The organism is Oceanobacillus sojae, from assembly GCF_900162665.1.
Lineage (GTDB): Bacteria > Bacillota > Bacilli > Bacillales > Amphibacillaceae > Oceanobacillus > Oceanobacillus sojae_A.
Window position 1 is genome coordinate 360,701 of sequence record NZ_LT727809.1, and the last position, 20,348, is coordinate 381,048.

Annotated in this window: 17 protein-coding genes; all 17 read left to right on the top strand. The window is 38.8% G+C overall.

Translation table 11 applies throughout. The features are described from left to right. Window positions 1–18 precede the first annotated feature (18 nt). The 17 genes from flhA (at window position 19) to BN1068_RS02150 (ending at window position 19,370) form a co-directional block, all read left to right on the top strand. A complete protein-coding gene (gene flhA / locus BN1068_RS02070; protein ID WP_077601180.1) occupies window positions 19–2,052 on the top strand; it encodes a flagellar biosynthesis protein FlhA in 2,034 nt (677 codons plus the stop codon). Next, window positions 2,049–3,152 carry a flagellar biosynthesis GTPase FlhF gene (gene flhF / locus BN1068_RS02075; RefSeq protein ID WP_077601181.1) on the top strand — a complete coding sequence of 368 codons (1,104 nt, stop codon included), beginning with the start codon at window positions 2,049–2,051 and terminating at the stop codon, window positions 3,150–3,152. Before flhA ends, flhF begins: the two co-directional genes overlap by 4 nt. Beyond that, window positions 3,149–4,000, top strand: coding sequence for a MinD/ParA family protein (locus BN1068_RS02080; protein WP_077601182.1), 852 nt, complete (start codon window positions 3,149–3,151; stop codon window positions 3,998–4,000). Before flhF ends, BN1068_RS02080 begins: the two co-directional genes overlap by 4 nt. Before the next feature lie 4 nt (window positions 4,001–4,004). Further along, the gene (locus BN1068_RS02085) at window positions 4,005–5,072 is read left to right on the top strand and encodes a protein-glutamate methylesterase/protein-glutamine glutaminase (RefSeq protein ID WP_077601183.1); all 1,068 of its coding nucleotides are present in this window, start codon (window positions 4,005–4,007) and stop codon (window positions 5,070–5,072) included. Between the two features lie 23 nt (window positions 5,073–5,095). Next, window positions 5,096–5,572, top strand: coding sequence for a chemotaxis protein CheW (locus BN1068_RS02090; RefSeq protein WP_077601184.1), 477 nt, complete (start codon window positions 5,096–5,098; stop codon window positions 5,570–5,572). A gap of 2 nt (window positions 5,573–5,574) precedes the next feature. Then, a complete protein-coding gene (locus tag BN1068_RS02095; protein WP_077601185.1) occupies window positions 5,575–6,210 on the top strand; it encodes a chemotaxis protein CheC in 636 nt (211 codons plus the stop codon). 1 nt (window position 6,211) lies between these two features. Next, the gene (locus tag BN1068_RS02100; protein WP_077601186.1) at window positions 6,212–6,703 is read left to right on the top strand and encodes a chemotaxis protein CheD; all 492 of its coding nucleotides are present in this window, start codon (window positions 6,212–6,214) and stop codon (window positions 6,701–6,703) included. A 26-nt stretch (window positions 6,704–6,729) separates the two neighbouring features. Next, window positions 6,730–7,506, top strand: a complete 777-nt coding sequence (locus tag BN1068_RS02105; protein WP_077601187.1) for a FliA/WhiG family RNA polymerase sigma factor — start codon at window positions 6,730–6,732, stop codon at window positions 7,504–7,506. A 28-nt stretch (window positions 7,507–7,534) separates the two neighbouring features. Continuing rightward, window positions 7,535–7,999 carry a DUF6115 domain-containing protein gene (locus BN1068_RS02110; protein ID WP_077601188.1) on the top strand — a complete coding sequence of 155 codons (465 nt, stop codon included), beginning with the start codon at window positions 7,535–7,537 and terminating at the stop codon, window positions 7,997–7,999. Window positions 8,000–8,337: 338 nt separating this feature from the next. Further along, window positions 8,338–9,096 carry a 30S ribosomal protein S2 gene (gene rpsB, locus BN1068_RS02115; RefSeq protein WP_077601189.1) on the top strand — a complete coding sequence of 253 codons (759 nt, stop codon included), beginning with the start codon at window positions 8,338–8,340 and terminating at the stop codon, window positions 9,094–9,096. A gap of 104 nt (window positions 9,097–9,200) precedes the next feature. Beyond that, a complete protein-coding gene (gene tsf / locus BN1068_RS02120; RefSeq protein ID WP_077601190.1) occupies window positions 9,201–10,085 on the top strand; it encodes a translation elongation factor Ts in 885 nt (294 codons plus the stop codon). 86 nt (window positions 10,086–10,171) lie between these two features. Further along, a complete protein-coding gene (gene pyrH, locus BN1068_RS02125) occupies window positions 10,172–10,894 on the top strand; it encodes a UMP kinase (RefSeq protein ID WP_077601191.1) in 723 nt (240 codons plus the stop codon). A gap of 2 nt (window positions 10,895–10,896) precedes the next feature. After that, window positions 10,897–11,454: a ribosome recycling factor gene (gene frr / locus BN1068_RS02130; RefSeq protein ID WP_077601192.1), complete on the top strand. Its 558-nt coding sequence runs from the start codon at window positions 10,897–10,899 to the stop codon at window positions 11,452–11,454. Window positions 11,455–11,777: 323 nt separating this feature from the next. Beyond that, the gene (locus BN1068_RS02135; RefSeq protein ID WP_077601193.1) at window positions 11,778–12,536 is read left to right on the top strand and encodes an undecaprenyl pyrophosphate synthase; all 759 of its coding nucleotides are present in this window, start codon (window positions 11,778–11,780) and stop codon (window positions 12,534–12,536) included. Between the two features lie 15 nt (window positions 12,537–12,551). Continuing rightward, on the top strand, window positions 12,552–13,340 hold the full coding sequence (locus tag BN1068_RS02140; protein ID WP_077601194.1) for a phosphatidate cytidylyltransferase: 789 nt from the start codon (window positions 12,552–12,554) through the stop codon (window positions 13,338–13,340). Between the two features lie 267 nt (window positions 13,341–13,607). Next, window positions 13,608–14,882 (top strand): RIP metalloprotease RseP, encoded by a 1,275-nt coding sequence (rseP, locus tag BN1068_RS02145; RefSeq protein ID WP_077601195.1) that lies wholly within the window; start codon window positions 13,608–13,610, stop codon window positions 14,880–14,882. Between the two features lie 198 nt (window positions 14,883–15,080). Continuing rightward, the gene (locus BN1068_RS02150) at window positions 15,081–19,370 is read left to right on the top strand and encodes a PolC-type DNA polymerase III (protein WP_077601196.1); all 4,290 of its coding nucleotides are present in this window, start codon (window positions 15,081–15,083) and stop codon (window positions 19,368–19,370) included. The last annotated feature ends 978 nt before the right edge of the window (window positions 19,371–20,348 follow it).

Sequence of the window (20,348 nt, forward strand, 5' to 3'; positions counted from 1 at the left end):
AGTTAGGGGAGAATGGAAATGAAAGTCCGGGATATTGCAGTTCTCTTAGGCGTTATACTAGTAATTGTCATGCTGGTTATACCAATGCCTGGAGGACTTTTAAGCTTTCTCATATTAATTAATATAATACTTGCATTGGTTGTTATTTTAGTAGCAATGAATACAACGGAACCGTTGCAGTTTTCCGTGTTTCCAACGCTGATTTTGCTTTTGACATTATTCCGGTTAGCTTTAAATGTGTCAACGACCCGGGCCATTCTCTCTGAAGGTGACGCAGGAGGAGTCGTGGAAACATTCGGCTCTTTTGTAATTGGAAACAATCCTTTAGTCGGGTTTGTCGTATTTATTATTTTAGTTATTATTAATTTTATTGTTATTACCAAGGGTGCTGAGCGTGTATCTGAAGTAGCTGCCAGGTTCTCCCTCGACGGAATGCCGGGGAAGCAGATGAGTGTAGATGCTGATTTGAATGCCGGTTTAATTACGGAAAGTCAGGCAAAGGAACGGCGGGAAAAAATCGAAAATGAAGCAGACTTTCATGGTTCCATGGACGGGGCGAGTAAATTCGTAAAAGGAGATGCTATAGCAGGAATCATTATTGTTCTTATTAATATCCTTTTTGGAATGATAATAGGTATTGTTCAGATGGGAATGTCTATGCAGGAAGCTGTTGATTTATTTATGCGGCTTACTGTTGGGGATGGGCTGGTAAGCCAAATTCCTGCATTGCTCATTTCAACCGCAACCGGGATTGTTGTTACAAGGTCTGCCAGAGGAAGTAATTTAAGCGCTGATGTGACAGATCAGCTGCTGCAATTCCCTAAACTGTTATATATTGCTGCAGGAGCTATTTTCCTGCTCGGTCTAACACCGATAAACTTTTTCTTAACTACTCTCCTTGCAGCTTTTTTGGCTTTTAGCGGTTATTGGATGGAAAAAAGATTAGCAGAACCAGAAGAGGTTACAGAGGAAGAGGAAGAAGAAACGGAATCAACAGCTCTAAAACAGCAGGAAAATGTGATTAATCTCTTAAATATGGATCCGATAGAATTTGAATTTGGTTATGGATTAATTCCATTAGCCGATACCTCTCAGGGCGGCGACCTGCTGGACAGAGTAATTATGATTCGGAGACAGCTTGCTATTGAACTGGGGCTGGTTATACCAGTAGTCCGAATCCGTGACAATATACAGCTCCAGCCCAATGAATATCAATTAAAGATAAAAGGTGACACGGTCGCTGGCGGGGAATTAATGCTTGATCATTATTTAGCAATGGCACCTGACTTTTTAGAGGATGATATAGAGGGAATTGATACGAAAGAGCCGGCTTTTGGGCTGCCGGCAAAATGGATTAGTGAAAATGTGAAGGATGAAGCGGAGCTATCCGGTTATACAGTCGTTGATCCGCCTTCCGTTGTATCTACGCATCTTACAGAAGTTATCAAGAAGCATGCCTTTGAGCTTTTGGGAAGAGAAGAAACAAAACAGCTTATCGATCATTTAAAAGAAACGAACCCAATTTTAGTGGAGGAAGTAACTCCTGAACCTTTATCTATTGGTGATATTCAAAAAGTATTGGCAAAGCTGTTGAGGGAAAGCGTGTCTATCCGAAATATGCCGGTAATTTTTGAAACGCTGGCCGATTTTTCCAAATTGACAAATGATACGGATGTGTTAGGAGAATACGTTAGACAAGCATTGGCATCTCAAATTACAAAAAGCTATGTGAAAGACGATAATTTATTAAAGGTAATTACGGTTTCCGGCAAAGTCGAAAAAGCAATTGCTGACCATATTCAGCAGACAGAACACGGGAATTATTTATCATTAGATCCAGATCAGCAGCAGGCAATCATTCAAGCCATTCATAAAGAAGCTGAAAAGGTCTCTTTACAGGAAGAAACAACGATTATTATCTGTTCTCCTGCAGTCCGGATGTATTTAAAACAATTGTTAGACCGGTTTTTACCTCAAGTTGTTGTATTATCGTATAATGAATTAGAACCTACTGTTGAGGTACAAAGCGTCGGGGTGGTGAATATCGCATGAAAATAAAAAAATATAAAGCTCCATCTATGCCGGAAGTGATGAAGCAGGTAAGAAAAGATTTTGGCACAGATGCAGTGATTTTACAATCGAGACAAATTAAATCAGGCGGTATCTTAGGGCTTTTTAAAAAGAATTTTATCGAAGTTGTTGCCGGCTATGATCCAGAGCCCGTAAAACCTGCTAAAAAAGCTGAAATGCGGCAGGAAGCTCCTGTTCTTAAGAGAGAAATGGTCCGGGAAGAAATAAAAGATACCCCGCCTTCTAAAGAAATGGAACAGGTTTACAAGCTGTTAGAAGCACAAAGCAGACAGCTGCAGCTCAGACTGACACCGGAGGAGCAGTTAATCTATGACAGCTTAATACATCAGGAAGTACTTCCTGATATTGCTTTGAATATCGTGAGGAGCGGTGCAGCTGCTGTCTCTCAAGAAGGTTCAAGCACATTAAAGCAAGCTGTTCACAAAAAAATAGAAAAACGTTTAGAAGATCTGGAACTAGGCTTTACCTATAATGATAAGGTGATTCAATTTGTTGGACCAACCGGTGTAGGAAAAACAACCACTATTGCCAAAATAGCTGCGCGGATGCAGTTAACAGAGAATAAAAGAGTAGCATTTATAACGCTGGATACGTATCGGATTGCAGCTGTTGAGCAGTTGAAAACATATGCAAAGATTCTTCATATACCTGTACAGGTGGCTTATAATAAACAGGAATATCGCGAGTATATAGAACAACTAAAGGATTATGATGTGATTTTAGTAGACACAGCGGGCAGAAATTATCGGGATGATGCTTATTTAAATGATTTAGCAGACTGGATCAATCCTGATCAGGTAACCAATTATCTTGTCTTGTCTATGACTGCAAAGCCGAAAGATTTTCTGGATATTTATGGGAAGTTTGATGCGGTTGGAATACATGGTCTTATATTGACAAAGCTGGATGAAACAGAACAATATGGAAATATCTTAAATGCAATATCAAGCTATTCGGGTATCCGGATAGGCTATATGACAAACGGGCAGGATGTTCCGGAGGATATGGTTGACCCAACAATAAGTCAGCTTAGCCGTATTATTATTGGTGATGAACAATGAGTTATGATCAAGCTGAAAAACTAAGAAACCAGCTTGCTCCGCATAAAACGGCAAAAACGATTGCCATATGCAGCGGCAAGGGCGGCGTGGGAAAATCGAATTTTACGCTAAATTTTTCTATTAAACTGGCAAAGGAAAAACATCGTATCTTAGTATTTGATTTGGATGTCGGCATGGGAAATATTGATTTACTGCTTGGGATGCAGACAGAGCATTCTATAGCGGATGTTTTAAACAACCGGATTTCCATTCAGGATGCTATTGTCAAAAGCGATTATGGTGTCGACTATGTTCCGGGAGGCTCTGGTATGCGCGACTTTTTAGAGCTGGATCAGCATAAAAAAGCCGTCTTCTATCAAGGGCTCGAGCGGACATTAAGAGAATATGATTATGTTCTGTTTGATATGGGAGCAGGTGTTACAGAGACAGCATTATTTTTCATTATGGCAGCTGATGAATGCTTTATCGTAACAACACCTGAGCCTACTTCGATTACAGATGCCTATGGAATGATAAAGCATATTTTACTAAATCAGGCAGACATGCCAATTTACACTATTTTAAACCGTTCAAGAAATAACAAGGATGGCCAAAACATTTTAAATAATTTTCATACCGTTATTCATCGTTTCTTAGATGGGGAAGCGCAAGCACTGGGCTTCATTCCAGAAGACGGAAATGTTATGAAGGCGGTAATGAACCAAAAACCGTACACTATATTGTATCCAAAAACAAAGGCTTCAAAAGCTGTCGATTCAATTCTGCAAACCTATGTAAATCAAAACAGTGAGCCTTTACGTAAGTCAGGCAGTTTCATAGAGCGGATAAAACATTTTATGGAGAGGTGAGAGAATGACTCTGATTAATGTACTTGTCGTAGATGATTCTGCATTTATGAGAAAAATGATTTCAGAAATTTTAACAGAGGATGGCAGGTTTCAAGTTGTTGGAACTGCCGTACATGGTTTGGATGGTGTAAATAAAGTAAAAAGGCTGCGCCCGGATGTGATTACGATGGATGTTCAAATGCCAAAGCTTGATGGTTTAGAGGCCCTGAAACAGATTATGGACGAGTGCCCTACCCCGGTAGTTATGCTTTCCAGTGAAACAAGAAAAGGCGCGGAGCAGACAATCCAGGCCATTTCCACTGGTGCTGTGGACTTTATTACAAAGCCATCTGGTGCTATTTCATTAGATATAAAAACGGTAGAAAAAGAAATTTGCAATAAAGTATACACTGCAGCGGCAGTCAAAGTACATAAAAAAATAAATAATGCAGAGAAGCACGTACCAATAGAGCATATCAAGCAGCCGATAAGCCTGCCTGAGAGGCCTTCACCCACTTCTAAAAGATTCGTTGCAATTGGAACATCTACTGGAGGCCCAAGAGCATTGCAGGAAGTAATTACCGCTTTGCCAAAAGATCTTCGAGCTCCTGTGGCTGTTGTCCAGCACATGCCTCCGGGGTTTACCGCATCACTGTCTGAACGGTTAAATCAAATCAGTAAGGTGACCGTCAAAGAAGCGGAGCACGGAGAGTTGATGAAAAAGGGAACCGTCTATATTGCACCTGGCGGATATCATATGGAAGTGAAGAGCAGTGGCGTGGCATTAATTGTCTCTTTAAATCAAGAACCGGCAGATAACGGGCATCGCCCTTCTGTAAATACTTTATTCCGCTCTCTGTGTGCGCTGAAGAACTATCAAATTATCACATGTGTCTTAACAGGAATGGGAAATGATGGAACACTTGGTCTAAAAGAACTGAAAAAAGCCAATCCACATGTATTGTCCATTGCTGAAACTGAAGAGACGGCAATTGTTTATGGGATGCCCAAATCAATTATTAATGAAGGGTTAGCTGATTATCAAGTACCTTTGAATCAAATGGCCAGCCAGCTGAGCAATCTTGTAGACTAAATAACTTGAAGGGATAGATTGGAATGGAACAAGAACAGTTAATTGCAGAAAGACTGGAAAAAACAATTATTTTTGATTTAAATGGCAGTGAGTACGGTTTACCGGTGAACTTCGTAGAGTCTATCGAGACATCGTTGCCAATTACCCGTGTTCCGCATGAGAAAAGCTACATTAAAGGCGTTATTAATTTAAGAGGAAAGATTATTCCTGTAATAGACCTGCGCATCCGCTTGGGGGAACAGCTGGCACATGACAGTACGGATGACCAGATTATTATTACCAGAATTGATGATACGCAGGTAGGGTTGATTATAGATAATGCCAATGATGTGTTAGATATACCGTTCAGCCTTTTGGAAAACCCGCCGGAAACAATTGGAACGGCTAAAAAAGAATATATGCATTCTGTTGTTAATTTTGAGGACCGTCTTATTATTTTATTAGATATTTATAAGTTATTAAATTTAGAAGAAATAAAGATAAAAGAGACGGATGAATAATCATGAATGTCTTTCAATTAACTACTTTTCAGAAGGATATTTTAAAGGAAATAGGTAACATCGGTGCTGGAAATGCAGCAACCTCTCTGTCGATGCTGCTTGGACAAAAAATAGATATGCTGGTTCCAAACGTAGAGATTGCTGATTTTAATGAGGTTATTGAATTAGTTGGGGGGCCGGAGCAGCCGATCGTCGGTCTGATGTTTCAGATAGAAGGTGAAATCACGGGTGTGATGGCCATTGTCGTGGAAATTGAAGAGGCGGAGTACTTGGTACAGAAGCTGACCCATAACGATCAATTTCTTTTATCCGAACAAACGGATGGAACGGAATTAGAGATTGCTATGTCTGCATTAAGTGAAATTGGAAATATTTTAACCGGATCTTATCTTACAGCGCTTTCTGATTTTACAGGAATGAATTTGCAGCCTTCTGTGCCGCATCTGGGAATAGATATGGCGGGTGCTATTATGACAATAGGGCTGTTGGAAATTTCTCAAGTGACAGATTATGCAATTATTATTGATACGGAAATAAGGCAAGAGGAAGAAAATCATGAGAATATTAAAGGGAATTTCTTGTTTATTCCTGATCCAGAATCCTTTCAGAAGCTCTTTGCCAAATTAGGATGGAATTAATATGACTACTACAAAAACAATTGTCAATGTTGGAATTGCAGATACGAAAACAGTTCGCCACCCTAATACAATCCGTACTTTAGGACTGGGTTCCTGCATTGGTACGGTATTATACGATGAGAAACGCGGAATAGCGGGGCTGTCCCATATTTTATTGCCGGATTCAAGTCAGGCAAGGGCAGCTAATTCTAATCCTATGAAATATGCAGATACTGCTATTCCACAGCTGTTGAAAATGCTGCAGGAGCAGGGAGCAAGAAATATTAAAGCTAAGATGGCCGGTGGAGCTCAAATGTTTCAAGCCGGAAAGGGAACAAGTTTTATGCGGATAGGTGACAAAAATATAGAAGCAGTACAGGAAGCACTAAGGAAATTGAATATAAGAATTGTTTCATCTGACGTAGGCGGGAATCTGGGAAGAACAATTGAATTTGACCCGGAAACATCAAGGCTGTCTATCAGAAAACGCAATCATGATATTTATACAATCTAACCGATTTGAAAGGAGCGTGTCATTCTTTGAGTTCATTGGACCCTTCTCGAGAGCAAGTGTTATGGAATAAATGGATGACCAGTCAAGATAATGAAGCAGCAAATATACTTATTGAAAACTATATGTATCTTGTTTCCTTTCACACGGAAAGAATTGTAAGTCAACTGCCGAGCAGTGTTGACCGTGAGGAAATACGCAGTTATGGTCTGCTTGGACTTTATGATGCGTTGCATAAATTTGAATTGAAACGTGATTTGAAGTTTGATACATATGCTTCATTTCGAATAAAAGGTTCTATTATAGACGGTTTAAGAAAAGAAGACTGGCTGCCCCGTTCTATTCGTGAGAAAACAAAAAAGGTAGAGCAGGCAAGTGAAGCTTTTGAGCAAAAATATCAACGCGAGGCACAGCCGGAGGATATTGCTGAAATAACCGGAATGACTGTACAAGACGTAGAAACCACTCTGCGGGACGCTGTCATGAGCAACATGCTTTCTATTGAAGATAAGCCGAAAGGGCATGAGAGTGAGCTTAAAGAAGGGATTGGCTACAGTGTAACTGATAAACCAGATTTAAGGCCGGAAGCCCGGCTTATCCAGGAAGAGTGGAAGCATGAACTGATAGAAGGAATCAAATCATTAAATGATAAAGAACAGCTTGTCATCAGTCTTTTTTATCAGGAAGAATTAACCTTCACCGAGATTGGACAGGTTTTGGGGTTAACGACATCACGGATTTCACAAATCCATAAACGGAGTATTGTTAAGCTGCGTACAACGCTTCAAAAAATCAGCCAGATTTAATTTAAAGCAGGTATGGAAGGGAATATATATGTCAACATTATTATGGATGATCAGCTTTTTACTACATGGCATTTCCATTTTAGCTATCTATTTATTATTAAAGGACAGACAGAACTTGGACGGAAATAAGCAGACGGAGAAGATATTGAAAGAGACACTGGTAGAAATACAAAGAGAAAACCGGATGTTGCAAAACCTCTTAGCAGAGGAGAAGAAATCAGAAGAAAATTTGGTTAATAATGAAGAAATAAAAACAGAATCTTTCAAATCTCAAAAAGAAAATAAAGAAAAAGATACACAAGCGGAGATGAAATTTCCTGATATCGAGATTCCTCAATCTTCTGCTTATCAGGATGAAGTAGAAACATCCTTAGAAGCAAAAGTACTGCAGCTTCATACGAATGGAGAAACAATAGATGACATTGCTAAAAAATTAAACTGTGGAAAAACAGAAGCTGAAATAATTATCAAAATGTATCAGAAAAAGTCATAGAAATATATGTTCAAAAAATTGCTAAATTAGAAGCAAGAAGATCAAGGAGACGCGGTTTTTTTGAACGGAGCGTATGTTTTTTATACGTGAGTATCGAAAAAAACGCGTCAACGCAGAGATTTGCAGCTTATCATTTAGTGATTTTTTGAACAACCTATAGAAATTACTTGCTTACACAGGAAGGTTATGGTATAGTAACTTTTGGTGTAAATAGTCTATCTATAACTAGTTAGATAAAAATCACACGCATTTGGATTTATAAGATTGGTGCTGAAATGACAGTGTTCTTATAAAGAAGATAAATGCGGAGGAAAAAAACCAATTAGGAGGAATTTATTATGGCAGCAATTTCAATGAAACAATTGCTAGAAGCTGGTGTACACTTTGGTCACCAAACTCGTCGTTGGAATCCAAAAATGAAAAAATACATTTTTACGGAGCGTAACGGCATCTATATCATCGACTTACAAAAAACAGTTAAAAAAGTGGATGAAGCATACAACTACGTTAAGGAAATCGCATCAAACGGCGGTACAATTCTTTTCGTCGGTACAAAAAAACAAGCTCAGGATTCAGTACGTGATGAAGCAATCCGTTCTGGAATGTTCTTTGTAAACCAACGCTGGTTAGGTGGAACGTTAACTAACTTCCAAACAATTCGCAAACGTATCAATCGTTTGAAAGATATTGAAAAAATGGAAGAAGACGGTACTTTCGAAGTACTTCCTAAAAAAGAAGTAGTAAACTTATTAAAAGAAAAAGATCGTCTTGTTAAATTCCTGGGCGGAATTAAAGAAATGAAAAAACTTCCTGATGCTTTATTTGTAATTGATCCTCGTAAAGAGCGTATTGCAATTGCAGAAGCACATAAACTGCACATTCCAATCATCGGAATCGTTGATACAAACTGTGATCCGGATGAAATCGATTATGTTATCCCTGCAAACGATGATGCAATCCGTGCAGTGAAACTCCTTACTTCAAAAATGGCAGACGCTATTCTGGAAGTAAAACAAGGTGAAGAAACAGAAGAACCTGTTTCTGAACAAGACCAATTAGAAGCTGAAGTTGCTGAAGAAGCTGCTTCCAAAGAGTAATCTTTTAAAAGGTGAGGGTGATAAGAGGATAGAAGCCTTTTATCACCCTTTTTTCAGGAAAGAAATTCAATTTGTATAATCGAATATTTTAAGGAGGAATTAACATGGCAGTTACTGCTCAAATGGTTAAAGAATTACGTGAAAAAACAGGTGCTGGAATGATGGATTGTAAAAAAGCACTAACAGAAACGAACGGAGATATGGAACAGGCAATTGATTTTCTTCGTGAAAAAGGGATGGCAAAAGCTGCTAAAAAAGCAGATCGTGTTGCAGCTGAAGGTTTAACTCATATTGAAGTTGACGGAAACAGAGCAGCAATTATTGAAGTAAACTGTGAAACAGACTTTGTTACAAAAAATGATCAATTCAAACAATTACTTGCTGATCTTGGAAAGCACATTGTGAAAAATAACCCTGCATCTGTGGAAGAAGCTTTACAGCAAAATCTTTTAGATGGTTCTGAAACAGTTGAAAATGCAATTACTGGTATCGTTTCTAAAATTGGAGAAAAAATCTCTCTTCGCCGCTTTACTGTACTAGAAAAAACAGATAATGATGCTTTTGGTGCTTATCTTCACATGGGAGGACGTATCGGCGTACTTTCTTTATTAGAAGGCACTACGGATGAAGCTGTAGCTAAAGACATTTCTATGCACGTAGCAGCTATCAATCCTCGCTATGTATCTCGTGATGAAGTTGCAGAGGAAGAAGTAAACCGTGAGCGTGAAGTGCTTAAAACACAAGCATTAAACGAAGGTAAACCAGAAAAAATCGTTGAGAAAATGGTTGAAGGCCGTTTAGGTAAATTCTTTGAAGAGATTGTTCTTTTAGAACAAAGCTTTGTAAAAGATCCGGACCAAAAAGTGAAAAAATATGTTGCAGATAAAGGCGCTTCTGTAAAAGCTTTCGTTCGCTATGAAGTAGGCGAAGGAATGGAAAAACGTGAAGATAACTTTGCGGAAGAAGTAATGAGCCAAATTAAAAAATAAGTTTTACAAATTAGGGGACATTAATTTGTTCCCTCTTTTGTAGCTATATATTATAATCTAAATACATTTTTTCTCTGGAGGTTATTATGACGACAGCACATTATAATAGAGTTGTGTTAAAATTAAGTGGAGAAGCATTAAGTGGGGAAGAAGGCTACGGAATCTCACCTAAAGTGATTCAATCCATTTCAAAACAGGTTAAGGAAATTGTAGATCTTGGTGTAGAAGTTGCTGTAGTTGTAGGCGGCGGAAACATCTGGCGCGGTAAAGTAGGATCAGAAATGGGAATGGATAGAGCTTCAGCTGACTATATGGGGATGCTTGCAACAATTATGAACTCCCTGGCCCTGCAGGATGGTCTGGAAACAATTGGTGTTCAAACCAGAGTGCAAACATCTATTGAAATGAGGCAGGTTGCTGAGCCATACATACGGCGGAAAGCGATTCGCCATCTGGAGAAAAAGCGTGTTGTTATTTTCGCTGCCGGAACTGGGAATCCTTATTTTTCTACAGATACGACAGCAGCATTACGGGCAGCAGAAATTGAAGCAGAAGTTATTTTAATGGCAAAAAATAATGTTGATGGTGTTTATACAGATGACCCTAAAATCAACAAAGAAGCAAAGAAATATGATACGCTTACCTATTTAGAAATGTTAAATGAAGGATTAGGTGTAATGGATTCTACAGCTTCTTCATTATGTATGGATAATGACTTGCCTTTAATCGTCTTCTCTATTATGGAAGAAGGTAACATTAAACGAGTTATTCAAGGTGAAAATATCGGAACAACGATAAGGGGGAACTAAAAATGTCAGAATCAGTGATGAAAGATATGAAAGAAAAAATGGCTCAGGCAGTACAGGCTTTTTCAAAAAATTTAGCCTCTGTTCGTGCAGGACGTGCAAATCCCAGTCTTTTAGACAATGTGTATGTTGATTATTATGGTGCTTCCACCCCACTTAACCAATTGGCTCAGGTTGGTGCACCGGAAGCAAGGCTATTAACAATTACACCATATGATAAATCTGCGATTGGCGACATTGATAAGGCAATACAAAAAGCAGACCTGGGACTTTCTCCATCCAATGATGGAAATATCATTCGCATCAACATTCCTGCACTTACACAGGAAAGAAGAAAAGACTTAGTAAAAGTTGTTGGAAAGTATGCGGAGGAATCCCGTGTGCAAATTAGAAATCTTCGCCGTCAAGCAAATGATCAGCTAAAGAAAGCTGAAAAAAATGGCGATATGACGGAAGATGATTTAAGAGCATTTCAAGATGATGTTCAAGAAACTACAGATACTTTTATCAAACAAATTGAAGATTTAGCAAACACAAAAGAAAATGAAATTATGGAAGTATAATAGAAAAAATATTTTATTTCTATGAACCTTCATCGTATAAATCCTGGCAAAAATTTTTTGTTTAAAGGTGACAGTTTTCTGCTAACGTAGTAAGATGCCATTAAGCCCTCTTATTAAAGGGGGTTTTTGTATTAATACCACTGGCAATCATGTTCGTATAATACATGTTAAACTGGATACAGTCATAATATTTATTGGCATGGTCATGCCTTTCATCCCTTATTCTTTAATGAGAAATTCAAATTTAATTTGATTCCTTTTTGAACACACGCTTTAAAAATAAGAAAAGGGTTATGAACAAACAACCATTCGGGGGACGGAAAATGTCTATTAAAATTCCTTTTTTATCAAAACAACCAAAAGAATCTGATTCACTTTCTGAAGAAAATGCTCCTAATCATGTTGCTATCATCATGGATGGGAACGGCAGATGGGCGCAAAAACGGGGATTACCCAGGTTTGCTGGTCATAAAGAAGGTGTATCTACGGTAAATAAAATCGTTAAAACCGCAGTGAAAGCGAATGTGAAGGTTTTAACGCTTTATACTTTTTCAACAGAAAACTGGAAACGGCCAAAACAAGAAGTGGAATATATTTTAAAACTCCCAAAAGAATTTTTGCATGTATATTTACCAAGCTTGATGGAAAATAATGTTCGTATCCAGACGATAGGCGATTTTCAGTCGTTGCCTGGATATACGCAGGAAGCAGTAAACTATGCAATGGAAAAAACGAAAAATAATGATGGGTTAATTTTAAACTTTGCAATTAATTACGGCAGCCGTCATGAAATTTTAAAAGCAGTCAAGCAAATTGCAACAGAATTGAAAGAAGAAAACATAGATATTGACAGCATAGATGAAGAAGCTTTTTCAAAGCATCTATATACAAATGGTGTTTCAGATCCAGATCTGTTAATCCGGACTGGCGGAGAATATCGTTTAAGTAATTTTATGCTTTGGCAGCTTGCATATACAGAATTCTGGTTTACAGAGAAGCTCTGGCCGGAGTTTACAGAAGAAACATTCCATGAAGCATTACTTGCATATCAGCAGCGTAAAAGACGATATGGAGGTATATAAGGTGTTGATAATTTAATGAAGCAGCGAACAATAACAGCTATAGTGGCTCTACTTATATTTGTGCCAATCATTATTATTGGTGGACTGCCGTTTACTATTTTTGTCTATCTTTTAGCCACAATCGGATTATTTGAATTAATCCGGATGCGTCACCCGGAGAAGAACTTCTTTCCATATGTTTTATCAGCTTTATTAACATGGGTCATTTTATTACCTAATGAATTTTTTACTGATATAGAGTGGTTCACGAAGTATGAATTGATTTCTATTATTATTTTTGTTTTATTAGCATATACGGTGCTTGTGAAAAATGAATTTACCTTTGATCAGGTCGGATTTGTTATTCTTGCAGCTTTTTATGTTGGCTTAGGGTTCTTTTATTTATTACAGACCAGGGATGGAGAGAATGCACTAAGAAATATATTATTTGCATTCTGTATCATCTGGGCAACGGACACCGGTGCCTACTTATTCGGCCGCAAACTTGGAAAGCATAAATTATGGCCTACAATCAGCCCTAAGAAGACTGTTGAAGGTGCTGTAGGAGGCATTTTTGTAGCAGTCATCGTTGCTGTGATTTTTCATCTGATAGAGCCATTTGAGCAGTCGTGGCTGACGCTTATTATTGTGACTATTATAGCTTCAAGCTTTGGGCAAATTGGTGATTTGGTTGAATCTGCCTTTAAGCGCGTTTATAACGTGAAGGATTCAGGGAAAATTCTGCCCGGGCATGGTGGTATTCTAGATCGATTTGACAGCATGCTTTTTGTTTTTCCATTACTACATTTTATTCACTTTTTTTAACATATTGAAGCGAATATTGTAGAATCGGTAAAGTAAACCGGCTTACCTGAATATACTAGGTGAAGAGCTTTCTTTTCTTGATACATAACAACCATTTATTTTAAAATTATGGGACAAGTAAGCATTTATATTCTGTCCCCGCCTAAAAATGCATAGATTTCTGTTAAAAGCTCTATGCTAAAAAAATCAATTATTGTTATGTAATATTATTGCAGAGAATCAAGTTTTAATAACCTCTTTCTACCTTTACAAAAGGAAGGTGCTGTCATGACAACTGTTATTGCATTTATATTAATGTTTGGTGTACTCGTTTCTATCCACGAGTGGGGACATCTGATTTTTGCAAAACGTGCAGGGATGCTTGTACGTGAATTTGCAATCGGGTTTGGTCCAAAGATATTATCGTTCACCAAAAACGAGACGCTTTATACAATCAGATTAATCCCGGCTGGCGGCTATGTCCGTGTTGCCGGAGACGATCCGGAAATTGTTGAATTAAAACCAGGACATCATATCGGGTTGGAATTTAACAAGGATGGAAAAGTAGAAAAAATTATTGTGAATAACAAATCAAAACATCCTAACGCCCGCACAATTGAGGTGGAAAATGTTGACCTTGATCATAAGCTGATTATTGAAGGTTATGAACAGGACGACGAAGATACAAAGCTTCATTTTGATGTCGACCGTAAGGCGATGTTTGTCGTGGACGAACGGGAGACACAGATTGCTCCTTTTGACAGACAATTTGCATCCAAAACGGTTGGACAGCGTGCCATGCAGTTATTTGCAGGACCAATGATGAACTTTGTACTTGCCATCTTTATCTTTCTGCTCATGGGGCTTATCCAGGGCGTTCCGGCAGAGCAGGCACAAATGGGTGAGATTCAGCCAGGAAGTCCAGCGGAGGAAGCCGGGCTGCAGGAAAATGATGTTATTACACAAATAGGGGATCAATCTATTTCAACTTGGGAGCAGTTTCAAGGTATTGTGCGGAAAAGCCCTGGTGAGGAGTTAGATATAGTTATCTCCAGAGGCGATACAGAACAAGAAGTAACTGTTATACCAGCTGAGGCTGAAGATATCAACGAAAAAGGTGATCCGATTCAGATCGGTCAGATTGGTGTACTTCCGGCATTTGAAAAAGATATCCTTGGAACGATAAAGTTTGGATTTGAAAGAACATATGAAACATCAAAGCTTATTATTACTAATTTGGTTATGTTAGTAACAGGTCAGCTTTCCATTGATGTTTTATCTGGACCGGTAGGAATTTATGATGCTACAGATCAAATTGTTCAATCCGGTTTTTCAAACTTTTTAATGTGGACAGCTATGCTAAGCATTAATTTAGGGATTATTAATTTAGTTCCTCTTCCAGCTTTAGATGGAGGCAGATTGATGTTTGTTTTAATTGAAGCAGTCAGAGGGAAACCGATAGCTCCGGAAAAAGAAGGCGTCTTCCATTTTGTCGGATTTGCACTCTTGATGCTATTAATGATTGTTGTCACATGGAATGACATTCAGCGTCTGTTCCTGTAAAATAAAATAGTAAATCTAAATAAGTTACCCTTGTCGATTGATAGACAAGGGTTTCGTGTTTGTATAAAAGCAGATTATTGAATCATTCCTTTGTATTAAGAGGTATGAATTAATATAATAAGTATAGCGAGTTTAAACTTATAGGAGAATTTTTCTTCCTGTGTAGTCACAAATCTATCTACAATTGGAGGGATATCGTTGAGTATTTCCAAGCAAGAAAAAATGAAATTATTACTGGAGCAGATTCAGTTGTCTGAAGCATCAATTCAGACATATTTTGCCTCAAGCTATTTAGAAAAAGTAGAGGTTTATAAGCAAGAGAAAAAATGGCATTTCTATATATATATTGAGGACGTTCTTCCTTTTGATGAATATTTATATCTGTATCAGTCCTTGCAAAAAAGCTTCTCATCAATTGCTGAGAAGGTGGAGCTGACACTACATACGGATAATAAACAATGCAGCGAGAAAGATATCGGAGTCTACTGGAAGCACTTTTTAGCAACAACAACATTTTCACCTGCACATCAGGAAATGATTATGCAGCAAACGCCAAAAATTACAGATAATAAAATTATGTTAACTTCCAGAAATGAGACGGAATCGAATATTTTGAAAAAAAGATTGGAGCCGGCTTTCAGCCAGTTTTGTTATCGTATTGGTTCCAAGCCTTATTCTATTGATTTAGAAGTAAAAGCGAACCAGGAAGAAATGCAGGTGTTCCAGAATAATAAGGCGAAAGAAGACCAGGCACTTGTTCAAAAAACCGTTCAGGAAAAAGAAAAACGGGATAAAGAAAAAGATGTGCCTGTGAGCCAGCCGCTTGCTATCGGCTATAAGATTCAGGATGAACCGGTTGAAATGAATCAAATTCTGGAAGAAGAAAGACGTATTACCGTGCAGGGATATGTATTTGATTCAGAGATTAGAGAGTTGCGATCAGGACGCAGTCTCTTAATTATAAAAGCAACAGACTACACAGATTCCCTGCAAATTAAAATGTTCTCCAAGGGCGATGAGGATGTCAGCAAGTTTCAATCTGTTAAGAAAGGTATGTGGGTAAAAGCCCGCGGCAGTATCCAAACGGATATGTATACCAATGAGCTGGCAATGATGGCGAAGGATATTCACGAGGTTCAAGTGAGAGAAAAGCAGGATGAGGCACCTGAAGATGAAAAAAGAGTAGAGCTGCATGCACATACCACAATGAGTCAAATGGATGCGATTGTTTCTCCGGAAGCTTTAGTCGAACAGGCGGGTAAGTGGGGACACCAGGCTGTAGCTATCACAGATCATGCTGGTGTACAAGGCTTCCCTGATGCTTATTATGCAGGTAAGAAACATGGGGTTAAAGTGCTCTATGGTGTGGAAGCAAACCTTGTCGATGATGGTGTTCCAATTGCTTATAATGAAAGCGACCGCGTGTTAAAAGATGCAAACTATATTGTATTTGACGTGGAAACAACAGGTCTTTCAGCAGTTTATGATACGATTATTGAATTAGCTGCTGTCAAGGTGCATGATGGCGAAATTGTTGATCGATTCGAGTCATTTGCTAATCCGCATCATCCGCTATCGGAGACGACAACGAATTTAACTGGTATAACAGACGATATGGTTAAGGATGCACCAGAGGTCGGTGATGTATTAAAAGATTTCCATGCCTGGATGGGAGAAGATATTCTGGTAGCACATAATGCAAGCTTTGATATGGGCTTCCTAAATCAGGGTTTTAAACGGATTGACTATGAAAAAGCAGCCAACCCGGTGATAGATACCTTAGAATTGGCAAGATTCCTGCTTCCGGAACTTAGGAATCACCGTCTGAATACATTGTGTAAGCATATGGATATTGAATTGACACAGCATCACCGTGCTATTTACGATGCAGAAGCGACCGGTTATTTATTATGGAAACTTGTTCAACGGTTAATTGAAAAAGAAATAACCAATCATCAGGATTTAAATAATCATATGGGCGAAAATAATGCCTATCAGCGCTCCAGACCTTTTCACTGTACAATTTTAGCGCAGACGCAGGAAGGCCTGAAAAACCTTTATAAGATCGTTTCTCATGCCCATATCGATTACTTCTACCGCGAGCCAAGATTGCCAAGATCTGTCCTGAAAAAATATCGTAAGGGACTGCTGATTGGTACTGCCTGTGATAGAGGAGAAGTATTTGAAACAATGATGCAAAAATCAGAGGAAGAGGCGGAGCAGGTCGCTGAATTTTATGATTATATTGAAGTACAGCCGCCAAGTAACTACGTTCATTTAATAGATAAGGATTTAGTACAAAATGAAGCACAGGTAGTAGATATATTACGGAAGCTTGTGAATCTGGGCGACCGGATGGGCAAATTAGTAACAGCAACCGGAAATGTTCACTATTTGCAGGATATTGATAAGCAGTACCGTCAGATTTTAATAAAATCGCAGGCTGGTAATCCATTAAACAGGCAAACACTGCCTGATACACCGTTCCGTACTACAGGCGAAATGCTTGGGGCTTTCTCCTTTTTAGGAAAAGAGAAGGCAAAAGAAATTGTTGTTCAAAACACCCAGCAGCTGGCAAATGAAATAGAGGATATTTCGCCGATTCAGGATGGCTTATTTACACCGAACATTGAAGGTGCAGAGCAGGAAATGCGCGATCTGTGCTACAGCATGGCTAAAAGAGTGTACGGAGAGCCAATACCGGAAATTGTTACAAGCCGATTGGAAAAAGAACTCGAAAGTATTATCGGAAATGGATTTGCCGTTATTTATTTAATTTCCCATAAGCTTGTTAAAAAGTCATTGGATGATGGTTATCTAGTAGGATCACGTGGCTCTGTCGGTTCATCCTTTGTTGCAACCATGACAGAAATTACAGAAGTTAATCCGCTCCCCCCACATTATGTTTGCCCAAGCTGTAAACACTCTGAATTCTTTACAGACGGTTCTGTAGCGAGCGGTTATGATTTGGCAGATAAAAATTGTCCGGAATGTGGAGAAGCACTGAAAAAAGATGGACAGGATATTCCTTTTGAAACATTCTTAGGCTTTAAAGGGGACAAGGTGCCTGATATTGACTTGAACTTCTCGGGAGATTATCAGCCGCGAGCCCACAACTATACGAAAGAACTATTTGGGATTGACAGTGTATACCGGGCAGGAACAATCGGAACTGTCGCTGAAAAAACAGCTTACGGCTATGTGAAAGGCTTTGCTTCTGATCACCAGCTCGTCTATAAAAATGCGGAGATTGATCGTCTTGTGCAAGGCTGTACAGGAGTAAAAAGAACAACTGGCCAGCATCCCGGGGGAATTATTGTTGTCCCGGATGATAAAGAAATTTATGATTTCACGCCAATCCAGTTTCCGGCAGACGATCGGAATAGTGAGTGGCGGACAACGCATTTTGATTTCCATTCGATTCACGATAACTTACTGAAGCTGGATATACTTGGACACGATGACCCGACCGTCATTCGCATGCTGCAGGATTTAAGCGGCATTGATCCAAAAACCATTCCGACGGATGACGAAGAGGTCATGAAAATTTTTGGCGGTACAGAATCATTAGGTGTTACCCCGGAGCAGATCCAGTGTAAGACCGGAACTTTGGGAGTGCCTGAATTTGGTACAAAATTTGTTAGGCAAATGCTTGAAGATACGAAACCTAAAACATTTGCAGAGCTGCTAATTATATCCGGTCTGTCTCATGGTACAGACGTATGGCTTGGTAATGCACAGGAGCTTATTGATAATGGGACCTGTAAGCTTCCAGATGTAATCGGGTGCCGTGATGATATTATGGTGTATTTAATGCATAAAGGGTTAGAGCCTTCGATGGCGTTTAATATCATGGAGTTCGTCCGTAAAGGAAAAGGATTGAAGGATGAATGGATCGATGAAATGAAGAAAAACAATGTACCTGACTGGTATATTGAATCTTGTAAAAAAATTAAATACATGTTCCCGAAAGCTCACGCCGCAGCTTATGTTTTAATGGCTGTACGGATTGCTTATTTCAAAGTTCACCATCCGATTCTTTTCTATGCTGCATATTTCACAGTCCGTGCGGATGATTTCGAATTAGATACGATGATTAAAGGATCCGATGCTATTCGCAAGCGGATGGAGGAAATCAGCTATAAAGGGAATGATGCTTCTCCAAAAGAGAAAAATTTACTGACAGTTTTAGAGATTTCATTAGAAATGTGTGAACGCGGTTTATCTCTGAAAAAGGTAGATTTATATAAATCAAGTGCAACAGAATTTATTGTTGACGGTGATTCTTTACTGCCTCCTTTTAATGCAGTAGACGGATTGGGCACGAATGCTGCTCTAAATATTGTAAAAGCACGTGAAGAGGGAGAATTCTTATCCAAGGAAGATTTAAGAGAAAGAAGTAAAATCTCTAAAACCGTGCTGGAGTATCTGGACAATCACGGGTGTCTGGAAGGAATGGAAGAGAAAAATCAACTTTCTTTATTCTAAGAAGCGTTCTGCAGGTTTATTTTTGAGTAATAACTCAACTTTCACACCTTAAAATGTAACTTGCTTATCATAGAGACAGATATTGATCATTCCTTCCATCTATCTCTTGACAAAGCATAAACGCTATTTAGAAAGAAGATAACGTGTAAGGCTACCGCTACGGCGGACCGTTTTGCTTTCCTAGGGGCACGCTCTTCAGCTAACTTTTGCCAAGAAGATCACTTGGCAAAAGTGGATCTTCAGATGGTGCTAATCCCTCAGGAGTCAAAACGGTCCGCCTCCGCTAGCAGGATGCTCTATACTGAAATAACTGAACAAATAAAAGGCAGATCTGACAGAACGAATTTTTATATTGCATGGTGAACATGGCTCAGTAATCCTTATTTTTGGTGCATGAAAGCTATTCTCGATATGAATTATTCATGCTGTTATGATTTGAACTGCTAAAAATCATTTGAAACACCAGCATGATTTTTTATTTAGGCTAAAAAATGATGATTTCATCTCACTTCATCAGGAAATTATTTCTTCCATACGCTGTAGAATCCTATTAGAGCGCAGGCCAACCACGTAGACTCCTATGGGAACAGGGCGAGCTGAAGATCCACTTGAAAAGCGGGTTTCTTTTCAAGTTAGCTGAAGCCGTCCCCATGGAAAGCGGAGTGGTTGGCCGGAGCGGAAGCTATACACAATAANNNAAGTCTGCAAATTCCGCGTACATCATTATATGAAGGTCACTTTCGTCTTTATAATAATGTTCTGGTTTGTCCTTCAATAAAGCCTCCATTTGTTCTTTTGCTTTCATTTCCTCTACCGGAAAATATTCATTTAACCTATGGAACCAATCCACGATACTACCTCCTGTTACATTACTTCCTTCATTTTATAACAGGTCATTAAGAAAAGCATCTAAAGCCTCCTCAACCTCTCTTCTGCATAAAAAAATCTCTCTTTACAAGTTAAGAGAATGTTTCTTAT